At 38.1% G+C, this 19,125-nt stretch carries 16 protein-coding genes, 1 tRNA gene and 1 pseudogene; 8 read left to right on the top strand and 10 right to left on the bottom strand.

The window, feature by feature from the left end; translation table 11 throughout:
- The 5 genes and pseudogenes from VIH09_RS09845 to VIH09_RS09825 all read left to right on the top strand — a co-directional run.
- Window positions 1-143 (top strand): annotated as a pseudogene (locus tag VIH09_RS09845) (5'/3'-nucleotidase SurE); the annotation flags it as partial.
- Window positions 136-408, top strand: a complete 273-nt coding sequence (locus VIH09_RS09840; protein WP_331580437.1) for a hypothetical protein — start codon at window positions 136-138, stop codon at window positions 406-408. The pseudogene VIH09_RS09845 and the gene VIH09_RS09840, both read left to right, overlap by 8 nt.
- Window positions 409-490: 82 nt before the next feature.
- Window positions 491-1,603 carry a lipid-A-disaccharide synthase gene (gene lpxB, locus VIH09_RS09835; protein WP_331580435.1) on the top strand — a complete coding sequence of 371 codons (1,113 nt, stop codon included), beginning with the start codon at window positions 491-493 and terminating at the stop codon, window positions 1,601-1,603.
- A 37-nt stretch (window positions 1,604-1,640) separates the two neighbouring features.
- Window positions 1,641-2,162, top strand: coding sequence for a C40 family peptidase (locus VIH09_RS09830; protein ID WP_331580432.1), 522 nt, complete (start codon window positions 1,641-1,643; stop codon window positions 2,160-2,162).
- Window positions 2,163-2,206: 44 nt separating this feature from the next.
- Window positions 2,207-4,243 (top strand): ComEC/Rec2 family competence protein, encoded by a 2,037-nt coding sequence (locus VIH09_RS09825; protein ID WP_331580430.1) that lies wholly within the window; start codon window positions 2,207-2,209, stop codon window positions 4,241-4,243.
- A gap of 6 nt (window positions 4,244-4,249) precedes the next feature.
- Here the strand turns inward: VIH09_RS09825 and VIH09_RS09820 are convergent, their stop codons facing one another.
- From VIH09_RS09820 to VIH09_RS09805, 4 genes are all read right to left on the bottom strand, one after another.
- The gene (locus VIH09_RS09820; RefSeq protein WP_331580428.1) at window positions 4,250-4,711 is read right to left on the bottom strand and encodes a thioredoxin family protein; all 462 of its coding nucleotides are present in this window, start codon (window positions 4,709-4,711) and stop codon (window positions 4,250-4,252) included.
- A gap of 45 nt (window positions 4,712-4,756) precedes the next feature.
- The gene (locus VIH09_RS09815) at window positions 4,757-6,298 is read right to left on the bottom strand and encodes a peptide MFS transporter (RefSeq protein ID WP_331580425.1); all 1,542 of its coding nucleotides are present in this window, start codon (window positions 6,296-6,298) and stop codon (window positions 4,757-4,759) included.
- A gap of 27 nt (window positions 6,299-6,325) precedes the next feature.
- Window positions 6,326-7,840 (bottom strand): peptide MFS transporter, encoded by a 1,515-nt coding sequence (locus tag VIH09_RS09810; protein WP_331580423.1) that lies wholly within the window; start codon window positions 7,838-7,840, stop codon window positions 6,326-6,328.
- A gap of 81 nt (window positions 7,841-7,921) precedes the next feature.
- A complete protein-coding gene (locus tag VIH09_RS09805) occupies window positions 7,922-10,090 on the bottom strand; it encodes a S9 family peptidase (RefSeq protein ID WP_331580421.1) in 2,169 nt (722 codons plus the stop codon).
- A 180-nt stretch (window positions 10,091-10,270) separates the two neighbouring features.
- Here VIH09_RS09805 and VIH09_RS09800 point away from each other — a divergent pair, with 180 nt between their 5' ends.
- Window positions 10,271-11,587, top strand: a complete 1,317-nt coding sequence (locus tag VIH09_RS09800; RefSeq protein WP_331580419.1) for a hydroxymethylglutaryl-CoA reductase, degradative — start codon at window positions 10,271-10,273, stop codon at window positions 11,585-11,587.
- Between the two features lie 114 nt (window positions 11,588-11,701).
- Window positions 11,702-12,622, top strand: a complete 921-nt coding sequence (locus tag VIH09_RS09795) for a GYDIA family GHMP kinase (protein ID WP_331580417.1) — start codon at window positions 11,702-11,704, stop codon at window positions 12,620-12,622.
- A 78-nt stretch (window positions 12,623-12,700) separates the two neighbouring features.
- On the opposite strand, the gene VIH09_RS09790 is transcribed toward VIH09_RS09795, so the two are convergent.
- From VIH09_RS09790 to VIH09_RS09765, 6 genes are all read right to left on the bottom strand, one after another.
- Entirely contained in the window at window positions 12,701-14,797 is a 2,097-nt protein-coding gene (locus tag VIH09_RS09790; RefSeq protein WP_331580415.1) for a peptidylprolyl isomerase, read from the bottom strand.
- Between the two features lie 107 nt (window positions 14,798-14,904).
- Entirely contained in the window at window positions 14,905-16,164 is a 1,260-nt protein-coding gene (locus VIH09_RS09785) for a hemolysin family protein (protein ID WP_331580413.1), read from the bottom strand.
- Between the two features lie 3 nt (window positions 16,165-16,167).
- Window positions 16,168-16,362: a hypothetical protein gene (locus VIH09_RS09780; RefSeq protein WP_007137224.1), complete on the bottom strand. Its 195-nt coding sequence runs from the start codon at window positions 16,360-16,362 to the stop codon at window positions 16,168-16,170.
- Between the two features lie 17 nt (window positions 16,363-16,379).
- Window positions 16,380-16,934, bottom strand: coding sequence for an LPS export ABC transporter periplasmic protein LptC (gene lptC / locus VIH09_RS09775; RefSeq protein ID WP_331580409.1), 555 nt, complete (start codon window positions 16,932-16,934; stop codon window positions 16,380-16,382).
- Window positions 16,935-16,973: 39 nt separating this feature from the next.
- Complete coding sequence (locus VIH09_RS09770) at window positions 16,974-18,224, bottom strand: hypothetical protein (RefSeq protein WP_331580407.1); 1,251 nt, start codon at window positions 18,222-18,224, stop codon at window positions 16,974-16,976.
- Entirely contained in the window at window positions 18,217-18,951 is a 735-nt protein-coding gene (locus VIH09_RS09765) for a type III pantothenate kinase (RefSeq protein ID WP_331580405.1), read from the bottom strand. Before VIH09_RS09765 ends, VIH09_RS09770 begins: the two co-directional genes overlap by 8 nt.
- Window positions 18,952-19,050: 99 nt before the next feature.
- Here VIH09_RS09765 and VIH09_RS09760 point away from each other — a divergent pair.
- Window positions 19,051-19,123 (top strand) — tRNA-Phe (locus tag VIH09_RS09760).
- Window positions 19,124-19,125: the final 2 nt, after the last annotated feature.

Below are 19,125 nucleotides of genomic sequence, written 5' to 3'. Positions count from 1 at the left end.
GCGAGTTCGTAAACCAGGACAAAGGGGAAGACACGGACGAATGGGCCCTCGGAAACGGATATGTTTCCGTCGTGCCCGTTCAATTTGATTTGACTGCGCATCATGCGGCACAATTACTTAACACCTGGAAATGGAATGAATAAAACGGACTTATTGTTTGGATTCTTAATCGGTATTTTCGCTTCTTTATTGGGCAGTTTCCTGTTTATCAAAATATTTACTGATTTTGATTTTATTACCGGTGTGCAAATGATGAAATCTCAAGGTTCACTGGGGAAATTGATTACCTTGGGTAGTATTCTCGACCTGATAATTTTTGCGGTTCTATTGAAATTGAACAAAGAGATGATGGCACGTGGCATCCTGTTGGCAGTCATTTTAATAGCCATACTTACTTTAGTTCTTTAAAAAAAATAGAATAGTTTGATTCCTTGCATTCAATAACTAATTTTGTTTGCAGAAATTAAATCACCAATTCACATCCTAAAAAATGAAATACTACATTATAGCCGGAGAGGCATCAGGCGATTTGCACGGTTCTAACTTGATGAAATCTCTATTTAAGGAAGACAGCAATGCGGATATCCGATTTTGGGGCGGTGACTTGATGCAAGCAACTGGCGGTACGATGGTGAAACATTATAGAGAATTGGCCTTCATGGGATTTGTCGAAGTGCTATTCAACTTGAAAACTATCTTAGGCAACATCAAGATTTGCAAAAAAGACATTCTGGAATTTAAACCTGATGTAATTATATTTATTGACTATCCCGGGTTTAATATGCGAATTGCCAAATGGGCAAAACAACTCGGCATGCGAACGCATTACTACATTTCGCCGCAAATATGGGCTTGGAAAGAGAATAGGATTACAGACATCAAACGCGATATCGATAAAATGTATGTTATTCTGCCTTTCGAAAAACAATTCTATGAGGACAAACACAATTTCCCGGTAGAATTTGTGGGCCATCCACTAATTGACGCCATCCACAACCAAGCGATAGTTGACCCGATCGTTTTCAAGGATGAAAATCAATTAAATGAAAAACCCATTATCGCATTACTTCCAGGCAGTCGGAAACAGGAAATCACAAAAATGCTTTCCGTAATGTTGAGCGTCGTGGATGATTTCCCTGAATATCAATTCGTGATTGCGGGAGCCCCAAGCCAGGAATATTCTTTCTATGAAAAGTTCATTTCTGACGGGAACATAAAATTCATTTCGAACAAAACCTATGATTTATTGAAAATTGCGACTGCCGCTCTGGTCACCTCAGGAACGGCCACACTGGAAACTGCTCTTTTCAAAGTCCCTGAAGTAGTTTGCTACAAGGGTAGTTGGGCTTCTTACCAAATTGCAAAACGTATTATCACACTAAAATACATTTCACTTGTAAATCTCATCATGGATGAGGAAGTGGTTACTGAATTGATCCAGGAGGATTTCAATACAAAAAATATCCGAAGCCAATTGCAAAAGATATTGGAGCCCAGCTACCGCAAACAGCTTTTGCAGAAATATGATTTGCTCGAAGAAAAGCTCGGTGGATCGGGAGCTAGTGAAAAAACCGCCAAGTTAATAGTTACTGATTTAAAATAACGTTGGAATTTAATTCAACGAAAACGAACCCTATCTTTTGAAACAACTACTGTACATATCGCTTTTGATTGTCTTATTTACTTCCTGTAAACCGTCCTCGGCAATAGTCACTTCTACGGAGAAGTCCCCCGCCAAAAACATCATTAATTTAAGCTCCAGAAAAACGAACAAACTTATTGACGGCATAATAGATTCGGCATCAAAAAATATCGGGATCAAATACAAAACTGCCGGGACAACCACATCCGGCTACGATTGTTCAGGATTAGTATGCTCCACCTTTGGGATGTTCGACATTAAATTACCTAGAACTTCCATTGAACAGTCAAGAACCGGAATCGATTTGGGAAAAAATACTGATGAAGCTAAAAAAGGGGATTTAATCTTTTTCAAGACGAATAACCGATCACAGATAAATCATGTAGGAATAGTGATAGAAGCTAACGACGATGAAATACTATTCATTCATACTTCCACTTCAAAAGGAGTAATTATTTCCTCTACCAAAGAGCCCTACTACCGAAAAACATTTGCTCAGCTAAATCGGATTTTAGAATAAAAAAAAATAAATTTTATTTTGCTAAAAAGCTGTACTTTAGGACTATGAAAGTACTGCAGTTCCCTATAGCCCGAATTACAATTGGTTTTATACTGGGGATACTGGCTGCCTTTTACCTTAAACCCGACCCAACATTTATGTTTGGATTGCTTCTGATCAGTCTCCTTCTTTTGGGGATTATTTATTTGGACCATAAAAACAAATCTGGCAATACCATCTACTTTAATATAGCCACTTATATTGCGTCCCTTTTAATTGGCGCAACTACACAAATTGTCCATACCGATTACTATCAAAAAAGCAATTACATACATGAAAACAGCTTTTTTGAGAAACCACAACTGATCTCAGTTGTTATAAGAGAGAAACTAAAAAGCACTAATTTGAATGACCGTTATATTGCTTTGACCAACAAAATAGGCAGTAAAAAATGTACCGGCCGGATCCTTTTGAATGTCCATAGAGACAGTTTGAATCAAACTTTTGAAACCGGGGTTTCCCTTCGCATGAAAGGAATGGCATTTAAAAACAAACTCCCAAATAACCCGGACCAATTTGATTATGGCGCCTATCTGGAAAAGAAACAAATCTATGCGCAGATCTATTCCGATAAAGAGTCGATCGGTGTTGGCTCCAAATATAAAAAGGACATTTGGTATTATAGTTCAAAAATCAGAACATCAATAATTCATAATCTGCAAAAAAGCAATTTCAACAAGACGGAATTGAACGTCGCCATTGCCTTAATAATGGGTCAGAAACAGGATATTTCTCCTGAAATCATTCAAGACTACCAATATGCGGGAGCGATCCATATTCTCTCTGTTTCCGGCCTTCATATCGGTTTTATTTTGCTGTTCATTACTTTTCTGCTCAAACCCATTCCTAACAACAGAAGGGGTTCAATCATGAAGCTGATTATTATTCTGGGATCGTTATCGTCATTTGCGGTAATCGCAGGTCTAGCGCCATCTGTGATACGCTCGGTCACCATGTTTTCGTTTGTGGCAATTGGATACCATTTAAGGCGAAGCGTCAACATCTACCATACCATCCTGGTTTCTGTTTTCCTGATTTTGCTTTTCCAGCCTTCGTTTCTGTTTGACGTCGGATTTCAGCTGAGTTACATGGCTTTGTTTTTTATAATTTGGTTCCAACCGCTTCTTGCCTCCCTCTGGTCGCCAAAAACAAAAGCCTTTTCATACATTTGGGGAATCCTCACCGTTTCATTCGCTGCCCAAATTGGAACTCTGCCGTTGAGCATTTATTATTTCCACCAGTTCCCGGGCCTCTTCTTCATAACAAATTTAGCCGTCATACCAATATTGAGTTTCGTCATGATTCTTGGAGTATTGGTTATGGTTCTAGCCGCCTTTAACTTTGTCCCTCTTTTTCTGTCTAAACCATTGGAGTGGGGAATCTACCTGCTCAATAAAATAATCAATTCGATAGCTTCCTTTGAAGAGTTTATAATTCGCGACATTCCATTTAACATCTATTTGATGGTCAGTTCCTATTTAGTGATCGTGGCTTCTATTATTTGGTTCAAAAAACCAAGCTACGGTAATCTCCTCATTGTATTGATTTCTTTCCTGACGATCCAGATTTCTTACATGAAGACCCAATGGGACATTAAAAATCAAAGGGAATGGGTTGTCTTCAACCTGAAAAAAAACACCATGGTGACAGCACGTGATGGGGAAAACGTCATTCTCTATACACACGATAACACCCTAAAAGAAGTCAAGAGCAATGGCGTGCTGAATTCTTATTTGGTTGCCAATTTCAGCACATTGAAAAGCGAAGAGAAACTTAAAAATATTGCTTATTTCAACGGGAATAAGATTCTCATTTTGGACAGTCTGGGACATTATCCAAAAGACTTGCGACCGGATATTATTCTAATTACGCAATCGCCAAAAATAAATATGGAGCGTATGCTGCGAATATTAAAACCAAGAATGGTGGTTGCTGATGCCTCAAATTACAAAACGCTACAAAAATATTGGAAAGCCAGTTGTGAGAAACAAAAAATCCCTTTTCACGCCGTTGCAGAAAAGGGATTTTTTAAACTAAATTGAACTATATTATTTTTTCTTGAGAATTCCATTTGCAACAGCAAGCCAAGCAATAGGTCCGCCAGCCACATAACCGGTATTTCCCAAACCTTCAAAATTTACCTTGCCTTCTATATCAGTCCCGTTAGCGAAATGAATTGTCGGGAATCCTTGGATGCCGAAAGCTTGTTGCAACTCGCCATTTTGTTTTTTTACTTCGGGCGTTTGCGCCACTCTTCTTGGGTAATCCAGTTCGACAAGAATAACATTTGCAGTAGCCCATTTAGCAAATTCCGGTGTCAACAACACTTCTTTTTGCAAACGGATACACCATCCACACCAATCACTACCGGTGAAAAATAACAACAATGGTTTATGCTCTTTATTTCCTAAAGAAATTGCCTCTTTAACATCGGTATGCCAAGTCAGTTCTTGTGACTGCGCCGTAACCATGCCAAAAAACAATACAAATAGTAAAAGTGTCTTTTTCATATTTCCTTATTTTAATAATGCAATAACAAATATAATGCTAAATTTTTACTTAACACCGTGCATTAACTTTTTCATTAATGGGGATAATAGCACCATTATTAATCCGGCACCAATAGGCACAACAGTAAAAATAAGGAAGAAAGTAGACAAACTGTATTGAGTTGTTATTGTTTCAATCATTCCCCCCATTGAACCCGCTAATTTATTACCCATACCAATGAATAAATAATAAACTCCAAACATTATTCCGATCCAGGCCGGGGGAACTAATTTACTTACATAAGACAAGCCTACAGGAGAAATACACAACTCTCCTAAAGTATGGAATAAGTAGGCTGCAATTAACCAAAACATGCTCACTCTTATCACTGAATCCGTGTCAATACCCATACTTCCGTACGCCAAAAACCCAAAACCTAAACCTAATAAAGTAAGACCCAAACCAAACTTCATTGGTCCGGAAAGGTTGTATTTGCTTTCCCACCACTTGGAGAAAACAGGCGCAAATACAACAATAAACAAGGAATTCAAGATTCCAAACCATGTTGCAGGCACTTCCGTTCCCACTGCATTAAATTCTCTTCCCACTTTCCAAAGAACGATTCCCCAGATGATAACGAAACTTAAAGATAAAATAAGATTTCCGGTAGAATACTTTTTGAAAGTTTTAGAAAACAATTTAATCAATACATAAGTAATGATCAATAAAGGTACAATTGTCAACAATGTATCTGCAATTTTAAAAAGTGTCGCACTGTTTCCAAACAATTCTCTTTGGGTAAATTTTTCGGCAAAAATGGTCATTGAACCACCTGCCTGCTCAAACGAGGCCCAAAAGAAAACTGTAAAAACAGAAAAGATTAACACCGCTATAATCCTGTCACGAACAATATTTGGCGCTAAATTATCTTTTGCCGCCTTGTCTTTTGATTCTTGTTTAGAAGCTGATGTTGGTTTTAAACCAATCTCTCCAAAGATATTTTGAGTGAAATAAAATTGTAACATTCCGAAGAACATAAAAACCCCCGCTAAACCAAAGCCCCAGCTCCAAGAAATTTTTTCACCAATATATCCACATAGCATTATTCCTAAGAATGCACCTGCATTAACCCCCATATAATAAAGTGAGTATGCACCGTCTTTCTTTTCTGGGTGGCTTTCATAAGCATTTGAAATTATAGAAGTCATATTGGGCTTAAATAATCCATTACCTATTATTAGGCAGCCTATACCAATATATAAAAATAACGGCGTTTCAACAGCCATGGACGCATGTCCAATGGTCATCGCCAATGCCCCTAAAATAACGGCCCATCTGTACCCCAAATACCGATCGGCTAAAAACCCTCCAATAACGGGAGTAAAATAGACAGACATGGTATACGTTCCGTACAAAGCCAAGGCATCTTCGATGCTCCAAGCCCATCCCCCTTTAGCAAGGGAAGAAGTTAAAAATAGTACTAATAAAGCACGCATTCCGTAATAAGAAAATCTTTCCCACATTTCGGTGAAAAACAAAACGAACAATCCTGCCGGATGTCCCAGAACGGTATCTTTAAAAAATTGGTCTGAAGTATTTTGACTCATCAGTTTAGTATATTAGTTAAATAAATATTATTTTTCGTTATCCTCAGCGCCGTGGGTCAGACGCTGTAAAGGTTTTAACAACATCACAAATATGGAACCAATAACAAGCGTAAATATTAATATTCCTAAAAACACTGAATATTCACCCAAATCACTGGCTGATTCGCCAATTATACCAGCTACCTTGTTCCCTAATCCGGTTGCCGCAAAATAAACCCCCATCATCAATGAGGCGTATTTTACCGGAGATAATTTTGTTATGAAAGACAAGGCCACAGGTGAGATACAAAGTTCCCCTATAGTATGAAACAAGTAAGCCATAACTAACCAGATCATACTTGAAGATCCTGATTTTTCAAATTGCATAGCTGCGAAAACCATAAACAGAAATCCGAAACCCATGATAATGATACCCATTGCCATTTTAAAAATGGAAGAAGCCTCTTTGTTTTTAAGTTTACGATTTGCCCAAAATCCGGCAACTACGGTTGCAAAAAGAATAATAAAGCCGGCATTCAGGCTTTGAAACATTACCGTTGGGATTTCCCAACCTAAAAGCACCCTATCCGTTTTAGTATCGGTATATAAATTCATCAGACCGCCCGCTTGTTCGAATGCGCCCCAAAATATGATTACCATGATAAAAGAAAGCAATAAAACCACAAAACGATCCTTATCCACTTGTGAATCCAACTCTTTGTAAATCATCATCATTAAAGCCGCAATGATTGTTAAAAATAAAAACAACAATCCGAAAGCCCAGCCTAAGTTATACCATCCAATAATAGATAACACTAACAGAATTCCTGTAAACAATAATTGTTTTTGAGATTTTAGAAGATTCTGAAAAAGAAGACCATATGAACTTTCGTCCACCGTATTGGCTTCCTGAACTTCTAAATTACCAACATGACTTAGAAATTTTTGTCCCCAAACATATACCATAAGCCCTAAAAGCATTGCAATTCCGGCTAAACCAAAACCGGCATGCCATCCCCATTTCATTACGACAAAACCTATAACCATTGTGGCCAATAATGAACCTGTATTTATTCCGATGTAGAAAATACTGAAACCTTTGTCTCTTCGGATATCTCCTTGGGGATATAAGCCTCCAACCATAGTGGAAATATTAGGCTTCAACAACCCCACCCCAAGAATCACTAATCCCAAACCGGTGTAAAACGCCCAAGTTTGGGTAAACACTAAAATCCCATGTCCCATACAAAGAATGATTGCGCCAAACAGCACGGCCCTTTTTTGCCCCAAAAGCTTGTCGGCTATCATCCCTCCCGGAATCGACATTACGTAAACTAACATAGTATACCATCCGTACAACGCCAAAGCCTCTTGGCTGGACCATCCCAGTCCCGGACCTCTTGCATCGCCCATAGTTTCTGTTGTCATATACAAAACCAATAAGGCTCGCATTCCATAATAAGAAAAACGCTCCCACATTTCGGTGAAAAACAATACGAACAATCCGGTAGGATGTCCGAACAAGGTCGATTCTGAATGAGCTTCTGAGGCATTTTTTGACATATCTTGAATTTTGATTAGTATTTTTATTATTTAACTTCCTGCATTAATTTCTAATTAAAGGTAAAACCAAGAGCAGACTGTTTACAGATTTTCCTTGATGAAATTAGTCATTTTATTGTACAACTGTATTCTCGTCATTCCTCCGTAAATCCCGTGATTTTTATCGGGGTAAATCTGTGAATCAAATTGTTTGTTGGCTTGAATCAGCGCTTCCATCATTTGCATCGAATTCTGAACATGTACATTATCATCGCCACTTCCGTGAATCAAAAGGAATTTTCCCTTAAGTCCGTTCACGTAATTGATGGGAGAATTATCGTCATATCCACTTGCATTTTCCTGCGGGGTCTGCATGTATCTTTCCGTATAAATACTGTCATAAAATCTCCAGTTGGTCACCGGAGCTACGGCAATCGCCATTTTGAAAGTATCATTCCCTTTGAAAAGACAGTTTGAAGCCATAAACCCACCGTAAGACCAGCCAAATATACCGATTCTGGATTTATCCACAAACGAATAATTCCCGATCACCTTTGCAGCATCAATTTGATCTTCAACCTCGTATTTCCCCAACTGTAATTGAGTTATTTTCTTGAAATCTGCCCCCTTAAAACCCGTTCCCCTACCATCAACGCAAGCGACAATATAACCTTGTTGGGAAAGCATCATAAACCAATAGTCATTTGTGGAATTCCACTGATTAGCTACCTGTTGTGATCCAGGTCCCGAATACTGATACATAAAAACAGGATATTTTTTTGAAGCGTCAAAATTTTTCGGTTTAATAATCCAGGCATTTAGTTCATGCCCTTTTTCCGTTTTTAAAACAGAAAATTCTTTGGACGGCAAATCATATGGCTTTAGTCTTGCTGCCAAGGCCTCATTGTTCTCAATAACTTGCAGTTGCTTCCCTGTTTTCGCTTCGTTTAAAGTATAGGTCGTCGGTTGTGTTGCGCTTGAGAAGGTATTGATATAATACTGGAAGTTAGGACTAAAAGTGGCATTGTTAGTACCCATTTGTGCGGATAGCGCTTTTTTGTTTTTACCGTTTAACCCTATGCTATAAACTGCTCTATTAACGGATCCGTTTTCGGTAGACTGATAAAAAACAGTGCTTTTTCTCTCGTCAAAACCGTAATAAGAGGTCACTTCCCAATTTCCCCTTGTCACTTGATTTTTCAGTTTTCCGTTTTTGTCGTACAAATAAATGTGATTGAAACCATTCTTCTCACTGGTCCAGATAAAACTATTGTCTTTCAGGAAAGTCAAATTGTCGGTAACATCAACGTACGCTTTGTCTTTTTCGTTCAAAACCACTTTTGATGTCGCTGTTGCCCCATCAATAAACAACAAGTCTAAATTATCTTGATGACGATTCAAAACTTGTGCAGACAACACATTCGCGTCATTTGTCCACTGCATGCGAGCTACATAAAAATCATTATAATTGCCCAAATTCACATCTTTAGTGGCGGTCGCAGCGACATCATAAATATGTAGTGAAACAACGGAATTTTTCTCGCCCGCTTTCGGATATTTGAAAGTTTCAATGGTAGGATATAATTCTTTAGCAAAGATCGACATCGAGAATTCAGGAACTTGGCTTTCGTCAAAACGAATATAAGCCAGTTTCTTGCTGTCGGCGCTCCAGTCAAAAGCCCGCACGAAAGCGAATTCTTCCTCGTAAACCCAGTCCGTAATACCGTTTATGATCGCGTTTTTCTTTCCATCGGTAGTTATTTGAGTTGATTTATTAGTTCCCAAATCATACACATAAAGGTTATTGTCTTTTGCGTAGGCAATCATTTTACCGTCTGGTGAAAACGTAGGCTCTTGTACCTGAAAGTCAAATAAATTAGTTAGTTGCTTGTTTACCGTATTGTATAAATAATAGTCCGCAGTGAAAGAATGACGGAAAATCTGATTTGAGTTGCAAGCCAACAGGATCATTTTTTCGGATCGATCAAAAGTATAACCATCAATCATTGGCAAGCCAGCGTGATCTTTTGTATCTATTATTGTTGACGTTTTTTTGAGAGTCGCGTAATCATACAAATCAATTTGCATGCTTTTCGCCGCTCTGTCAAAATTCAACACAGTGTATTGATTCGAATTCTTCATGGATTGCAATTCGTCCATTCCCTGGGCACGAAAAGTTCCGTTATAAATTTCTTCAACTGAAATTTTTTGCTGCCCAAAAACGGCAAAACACAAAAATAAAAATAAGACCGAAAATTGTTTAGATTTCATACTATTGTTTTATACGTAAAAAAGAGTCCAATTTTAGTGAAAATTTAGCAATTATCTCACTTTTTATGTGTTAAATGTTGAAAACTATATTTAAAAAAGCTACTTAATGAAGATAATATAATGGCCACAAAACCACTAAAAATGTATCTTTGTACCTAATTTTACTATAATCTATTGAAAATGAACAACCCTGTCACTGGCTTTTCAAAATTATCCAAAGAGGAAAAAATTAACTGGATTGCCAAGGAATATTTCTCAACTCCTTCGCAAGCAATCATTCTGCTGAAAAACTACTGGAATTCAGATGAAAAAATTCAAAAGCTACACGATGAATTCATTGAAAACACCATAACCAATTTCTACATTCCCCTTGGAGTAGCGCCTAATTTTCTAATTAACGGAAAATACAGCACGATTCCGATGGCCATCGAGGAAAGTTCTGTCGTTGCCGCGGCCTCCAAATCGGCTAAATTCTGGTCGACCCGAGGCGGATTTAAAGCCAACGTACTGAATACCGAAAAGATCGGTCAAGTGCACTTTATATTTAAAGGCGACATTTCGAAACTCGAACTGTTCTTTGTCCAAGCCAAGGCTAAGTTTTTCGCAGATACGGAAAGCATCACCAAAAACATGCAAAAACGCGGTGGCGGGATTCTCGATATCGTGTTGAAAGACAAGACAAGCCTGTTACCAGATTACTTTCAACTGCATGCCACTTTTGAAACAAAAGACAGCATGGGGGCAAATTTCATCAATTCTTGTTTAGAGCAATTTGCCAAAACACTGAAAGAAGAAGCGCTGGCCTACAGCCTCTTTACTGAAACCGAAAAGAACATTCAGGTGATCATGAGTATTCTTTCTAATTACGTGCCCAATTGCATCGTACGCGCCGAAGTTTCTTGCCCTATAGCAGAATTAGCAGAAAAACATATCACAAACCCGCAGGAGTTTGCGGAGCGATTTGTGCAAGCCGTTCAAATTGCCGAAGTGGAACCTTTTCGCGCGGTAACGCACAACAAGGGCATCATGAACGGTGTTGACGCCGTCGTGTTGGCTACGGGAAATGATTTCCGTGCCGTTGAGGCGGGCATCCATGCCTACGCTGCTAAATCGGGTCAATATTCGAGTTTGTCCCATGCAAAAATCGAAAATGGTATATTTACATTCTGGCTGGAAATCCCCTTGGCGTTGGGAACCGTGGGCGGATTGACTTCCTTACATCCCCTGGTAAAACTATCACTGGAGATGCTAGAAAACCCGTCAGCTAAAGAGCTGATGCAGGTTGTTGCAGTTGCCGGTTTGGCGCAAAATTTCGCAGCCTTACGTTCATTGACCACAACAGGGATACAGGACGGACACATGAAAATGCATTTGAACAACATCCTGAATCAATTTGACGCAAGCGACGACGAACGTGTTTTGATCCGAAAACATTTTAAACAGCATGCGGTTTCCCACAGCGCAGTTGTCGAATTGATCGAAAATCTACGGAAATAATAGGTAGGAGCTATTCCCGCTGTCCGCTAAATCTTTACTTGATTAAAGAAATCAAGCAAAGGATGCCGCTGCCATCGGGGCTAAAAAAAACATACTGCTACAAAATCAGCATCAATGAAAAAAACATTTTACAGCAACGGAAAACTTTTGATTACGGGTGAGTACCTGGTTCTGGACGGCGGTAAAGCATTTGCCTTACCCACGAAATTGGGGCAGAACCTCATTGTTGAAAACGGCGCAAACCAGCAGATATCCTGGACGAGTTATGACGCAGACGGAAGCAAATGGTTTGAAGACACTATCTTATTTTCAGACATTTTGAAAGAAAGAAATTCAGAGAGCGAATCCGTTAAAGCAACATTGATCGCTATTTTACACGAAGCATTTGTATTAAATCCGGATTTCATAACGAAATCAGAAGGATACAGCATTACCACCGAACTCGCATTCCCGAAAAGCTGGGGTTTGGGCACCTCGTCCACTTTGATAAACAACATCGCCCAATGGCTGCAAATTGATGCTTTTACGCTTCTTAAAAACAGTTTTGGGGGAAGTGGCTACGATATTGCCTGCGCCCAAAACAACACTCCTATTTTATATCATTTAGAACAAGGAAAACCTGTTGTTGAAAAAGCGGTTTTTAACCCGCCATTCACTAAAGACATCTATTTTGTATATCTCAATAAAAAACAAAGTAGTAAAGACGCAATTGCGGCATATAACATTGATAAAAAAAACAACCTCAACAGAACGATTGCTTTAAACGACAAAATAACTTTTGAGGTTCTGAAAGCAGCGACCGTAAAGTCCTTTGCTTTTGCGATAGAAGAGCACGAGGCACACTTGAGCAACATTTTGGAAATGAAAACCATAAAAGAATCTTTATTTCCTGATTTTGACGGTGCCATAAAAAGCCTTGGTGCTTGGGGTGGGGATTTCATACTCGTGATCGCCGAAACCGACCCAAGTGCCTATTTTGCGGCAAAAGGATACAGCACCATTATAACCTATGAAGAAATGATATTGCGCAGCTAACCCCGCAAAAAAATAATCATAAAAAAACTCGATACTTGGTATCGAGTTTTTTTTTGAAATAATATTAACTTAATCTTTTTAGTAGTTGAACTGCTTTCTATTGTCTTCAATTTCGGCATTATCTTTTAGGGCCGGCAAAACTCTGTTTACGTCTCCCGCAGCTTGCGCTTTCAATTGCGCAACATAGGCAGCGTGATCTTTCAAAGCTGGCGCTTTCACGACACTACTGTTTTTTACAACATATACTCCCGTGTTTCCTTCAATCGGAGCAGATAGTTTATTTGCAGCTAAAGCAAATGCGGTTCCAACCACCTTTGGTTCTTGACCAACACCAGCTAAAACTGGATTTTGCATCGTCACATCAGTAGCTTGTTGCACTGTTGACCCTACCGATTTCGCAATCGCCTCCAAAGAACTTCCTGACATTTTAGCCTTGATTAATTCCGCTTTTTTCTTGTTTTTAAGAATAGGCTCAACATAAGCTCTCGCTTGACTCATCGGAACTAAGCCTGAATCATCTATATTTTTAACGGTTGCAATGACGTGTCCTAAGTTAGCCACTTCAAATCTCTTAACCGCACCTACTTTAGTGTTGTCTTCAAAAGCCCATCTCACGATTGATCTTTGGTTCCCTAAAGGTCCAAAATTCTCATCCATTGCTTGAACAGTAACTGGCGCTTCAACTTTAAGTCCCATTTCTTTTGCCACTTTCCCGAAATCTTTATCGGCAGCTTCCATTTCAAATTTGGTCGCTTGTGTAAACATCTTATCTGAAGTCGCTTCCGAAGCCTCAATTTTCAGAGCGATAGTCGCTAAACGAATTCCGTCCTGTTTGTCAGTAATTTTGATAATATGAAAACCGAAAGGAGTTTCAACCAATCCTACTTTACCGATACCATTGTTGAATACGAAATCATTGAATGGTTTCACCATCTGATTTTGACCAAAATACCCCAGATCCCCACCTTGTTGTGCTGAAGAATCATCAGAACTTGAAAAAGCCAACATCATGAAACTATCTGGATTTGCTTGAACTTGAGCCAATATAGATTCCGCTTTCGCTTTTGCCTCTTCTTTAGTTCTTTTCTCTTTTTGGTTAGGAACTTGCGCACCTTCATAACTAATCAAGATATGACTTGCTTTCGCGTTAACTCCGGATTTCTTCCCTAAAGACTTTGAAAGCGCGTAATATTTTCCAAATACATAAGGTCCGTAAACTTCACCAGGGGCAAGATTAAACAATTTGTCCGCATCAACTGCAGGCAAATCTTTTTTGGCTATATAGGTAGAATCGTAAGGAACATCTGAATTTGAATTCACGAACTCAATTGTGTTTTTAGCCGATTTAAAACCTGCCAACGTATCGTTCTTGGCTGTCGCTTGATTATAGACAACACTTCCTGACAACAATCTTTCCATTTTCGTTTTAACTTCTGCTTCGTCTTCCTTTGAAGCTTTATCCTCAATCAAAACATATTCCACTTCGCGGCTTTCATCCGCCTTGAATTTCTTTTCGTTTTTCTTCATGTAATCCGTGATCTCAGCATCGGTAACTTTTACGTCACTGTCTTTGATGGTTGAGTACAGTCCCCCAACATAAGCAAAGTTCACTTTGTTGGCTTCCATTTCATATTTCAGTTTCCCTTCACTCTCTGTGGTAAAAAGACTTGATTTAATCAAAGTGTTATAGATTTGAAACTTGGCATTAAGCTCAGCGTCTTTTTCTCTCTCTTGCAAGTATTGTGCTTGTGTAGGGTTTGATTTGAAATATTCCTTGAATTTTGCAACATCAAACATTCCTGCCGCATTCAAAAACATCGGGTTTTTACCAATATTTTGATCTGCTTTCAAAACTTCCATTATGTGCTTCTCACCAACTCTTAAACCTAACTTATCAAATTCAGACGTTAACAAAGCAACGGATACTTCTTGATCCCAAACTCTGTTTGCCGCCGCCGTAGAAGTGATCCCTTGACCGCTTTTTTCAACATTGCCCACTTTGATTCTAAAATCTTCGAATGAAATATCCTTTCCGTTGATACTACCTACATCTTTTGAGGTACTGCTAAAACCACCACTGTTAAATAAATCACCGATGATGAAAGCAAATAAAGCGAATGCAATAACTGCAATCATTAATGCGGAACGTTGTCTAATATTTGATAAAACTGCCATTTTTACTGTTGTTAATTTTATATTCAGTTTGCGAAAATACAATTATATGATTAATAATTATACTAGTAGCGATTTATTTTACAAAAAAAGTATTTTTCTAAAATAAATCACTCTTTTACGGTCATTTTGACCAATTCTATTTTCTTGTTTGTGGCCTCTAAAATCACGAAATGATAGCTCCCTATGGTAATTACCTCTCCTTTTAAAGGTATGTCTTTTGTGAAATCGACGATAAAACCGCCCAAAGTCCCGTAAGAGTCGCTTTCCGGAATATTAAGTTTGTAGGTTTGGTTCAAATATTCCACATCAAATCGAGCCGAAAAAACATAAGTATCATCTCCTAACTCTTTTTCAATCAGTTCCTCATCAGAATCATGCTCATCTTCGATTTCGCCAAACAATTCCTCCACTATGTCTTCAATAGTAACGATACCGGATGTACCGCCGTATTCATCCAGAACCACCGCCACGCTTTTTCGCTTTTTGGTCAGCAGCTTCATAACATCCTTGATATAAATAGTTTCCGGGACAAATTCGACAGAAATAACAACAGACTTGATGTTTTTAGGCTTTTTGAACAAATCATAGGAATGCACGTAACCCACAATGTCGTCCAATGAATTTTCATAGACCACAATCTTGGAATATCCCGTTTCAATAAACAATTCCTTAAGGTCCTCTATCGAATCAAATAAATCAATGGCTACAATTTCAGTTCGTGGACTCATGACATCTCTGGCTTTAACACCTGAAAATTCAAGAGCATTTTGAAACATTTGAATCTCTGAATCTACATCATCGTCGTCTTCCACCGTGCTCATTTGCTCGGTGATATAATTTCCCAATTCTATTTTACTGAAATAAAGCTGTACTTGATCCCCTTCCGTCCTGAAAAATTTCTTTAAAACAAAATCCGAAACCCATATGAAAAAGGAAGATATCAAATAAAACAGGATGTAGAAAATATATGCCGGTATTGCAAAAAACTTAATCAGCGTATTGGCATAAATCTGGAAAAAGACTTTTGGCAAAAACTCCGCAGTAATCAAAACAATCAATGTAGAAAGCACTGTTTGAATAAATAAGTTCAACAGATCCGAAAAATGGTACTGAAACGAATCAATCCAGTTCATCAATAGTCCGCCCATCAAAAACCCATAAACAACCAAAGCAATATTGTTTCCAATAAGCATTGCTGCAATAAATTTAGATGGTTTTTCGGTAAGTTTGGTAAGAATTTTAGAAAGAAAATTATCTTGTTTCTTTTCGATTTCAAGATAAATTTTATTGGAGGAAATAAATGCAATTTCCATTCCTGAAAAAAAAGCGCTTAATATTAAACATAGTATTATAATACTAATTCCCATATATTAGGATTTGCTGTTTCGGTCTTCCATCTTTTTCGCGAATTTCCTTCTAAAGAAAAACATGAAAATTGCCAATCCGCCAATCATAAAACTCAACCATGGTGTCGCTTCGGGATCATTCCACTTTGCCATTCCCTCATAAATAAAGTATAGGGCAAAAATAAGATAAATGTAAGGTGTGAATTTTAAATAACCCATAATGTATTTTTTTATATTTATTCAGCGGAATCGAATTCGCCCATTATTCTTTGTGAATTGATGATCGTAAAATCTTTACTGAAATCGATTCCCTGTCCGTTTGATGACCCTTTCAGATCTGTAAATTTAAACTTTTTTTCAGTAAAAAACCATTCATTCTTCTGATCGTAATACAATTGTTCCGTTTCGAGCGTCTGCCCATTCTGGGAGACGATCTTCACCTTACCTTGCAAATCTATGATATTAGTCAGCTTATAAGACACGGCATAATTTGACGTAACGCGAGTCGTTTTGGCTTTATTATCATATAAAGTAACGTCGATGCCTTTTGGAAATTCCGTGAAAGGGAAATCGACACTGGAGTAATCCAACATTTTTGGACTAACCAAAATTACTTTTATCAAGCCAGAATCCGTGTATTTTAAATTCACCTTGTCTGCATCGCCGCTGGGCACAAACTCCTTGAAGTTTATCTTCTGTACCTCTTTAAAGTTGCTTTCGCAACCAAAAAACATAGTCACAGCAAAAACTGTGACTATGGATACTCTTTTATGTTTTTTTAATAAGATCATACGTCAAGAATGACAAAGTGATAGGTAAATATACTAATCTTAGTCAAATTTTCTTTGTTGAAACCATTTGTCGTTAAGAGAAAAACCTACGCTAATCTTAGCATAATTTTCCTGAACCAAATTCGCATTTGTTGTTCCTCTTTTGCCTATTTCAAAACCTACATTCACGTTGGAATACAACCCTGTAATTGGCAAGCCTAAACCTAAAGTCAGTCCCACATCGTTTATGGATTCAGAATTGACAACCAATCCCGTTTTTTCATATCGCAAACCTCCTCTATAAACAATCCTTTTGGTATAACTCGAAAAGGAGTTGTAGTTTGGAATGTAATACCCCCCAAGACTTACGCTTCCATATTTACCATAACCCACATTATCGGATTCATTATAACTGTTTGCCTGAGCGGCTGTTTTTTGATAAGCAATTTTGCCTCCAAAGAGCCATTTTTTAGCCTCCCCAATACCCGCGCTCAAAGATACTTTACCAGGAAACAACAGATCAACGTTGCTTTTTTGTTCTCCTAAAACATCAACTACGGCCAAATCGAATCCTGCATTGGATATCACTGTAGATATGTTTCTGGTATTTTCAGATTGCAGCGTGTTTTCTATTGTATAATTCAAGCCAGTGTATAGCGATAGTTTTTTGTTAATATTGGTCTGATACATGGCACCAACATTAAAATTAACACCTGACAGAATCGAAGTGTTCATTTCGCGAGTCCCTACTGGAACGTCAGTGATAAACTCTAAGCTAGATGTTTCTACTTTTCCGAAATTATAATGAAAATCAGCACCTATGCTGAGTCCCGGAGTTACTTTATATCCAACACCTAAAAAAACCTTGTTCAACCCACCAGAACCACTATAACGTCTGTTATTTGTATTTAGGTCCTCGGCAAGCGATTCAATCTTGTATCCTACAGAAGAATAAGGGATCAATCCAAAACCAACGCCCCATTTTCCCAAAGGCAATCCTACCGCAAGGTAGTCTAGGGTGGTTCTTTTTGCACTTTCGGTCTTAGTGTCTGATTTTAATTGTACAGTATTTAGAGTACCACCAAGGGTAAAAGTGGTAAGTTTCAAATTTGCAAAACTCGCAGGATTTTCCAAATTAATATGAACACTGTCTTGTTCAACCGCTACTCCGGCCATAGAACGACTTTCAACTGTTCCTTTGAATCTTACATCTCCAATTCCGTAGTAAGAATAAGGGGAGGCGGTTCCCTCCTGGGCAAAGGAAACTAACGACAGAAGTAAACAGGCGCTTACTATAATTTTTTTAATCATTGTTGATTTTATATTGAAATGTTTGATTCAAACTTTCTATAAGAAAATTTGAATTGGCAAATATGGTATTTTTTAATCGTTTAGCCAAAAAATCTGTGTCTCCACCCGTTAAAATTATTATAAAATTTGATGAAAGTCCTTTATATTCATCGATAAAACCATCAATCTCATAGACCAATCCATTAACGATACCGGAATGAATTGACTGGGAAGTTGATGCCCCGACAAAATGCTTTGGATTTTCCAATTCCAACAATGGCAGTTTTGAAGTATAATTGTGCAAGGATTCATATCTCAAACGCAAACCGGGTGAAATGCCCCCTCCAAGATAGACATCGTTTTCATCAATGAAATCGTAAGTCACGCAAGTGCCCACGTCAATGACCAGTCTGTTCTGGTTGGGAAACTGTAATATTGCCCCTGCAGCAAGGACCATACGGTCAATTCCCAAAGTTTGCGGTGTTTCGTATTCATTGACAAAAGGGAATGGGTCCTTATGGGTCACAAAATGTACGATCAGCTCGTCATTAAAAGCCAAAAAGGAATCTTTTTCCACATTTCCGACCGATGCAACAACTAAATGCGTGGTGTTTTTAAATTTTTTTAAAATATTTTCAATGTTTTTTTGAAGATCATTTTTCATGAAAACAAAATGCTCCAAAAGGATATCCCCCTCAAAAACAGCTGCTTTAATTCTAGTATTCCCTACATCGACAGTTAAAATCATAATTCCCATTTTGGTTTCGCGAAGGTACGAATTGATTTTTTTAAAAAAATGTTTTGGATATACTAAAAATCATCCTATATTTGCACCCGCAATAAGCACGGTACCTTAGCTCAGATGGTAGAGCAATGGACTGAAAATCCATGTGTCCCTGGTTCGATCCCTGGAGGTACCACA

Source organism: Flavobacterium sp. (assembly GCF_036515215.1).
Taxonomy (GTDB): domain Bacteria; phylum Bacteroidota; class Bacteroidia; order Flavobacteriales; family Flavobacteriaceae; genus Flavobacterium.
Note: the sequence above shows the minus strand (reverse complement) of the source record. Positions and strands in the feature narration are given on the sequence as shown.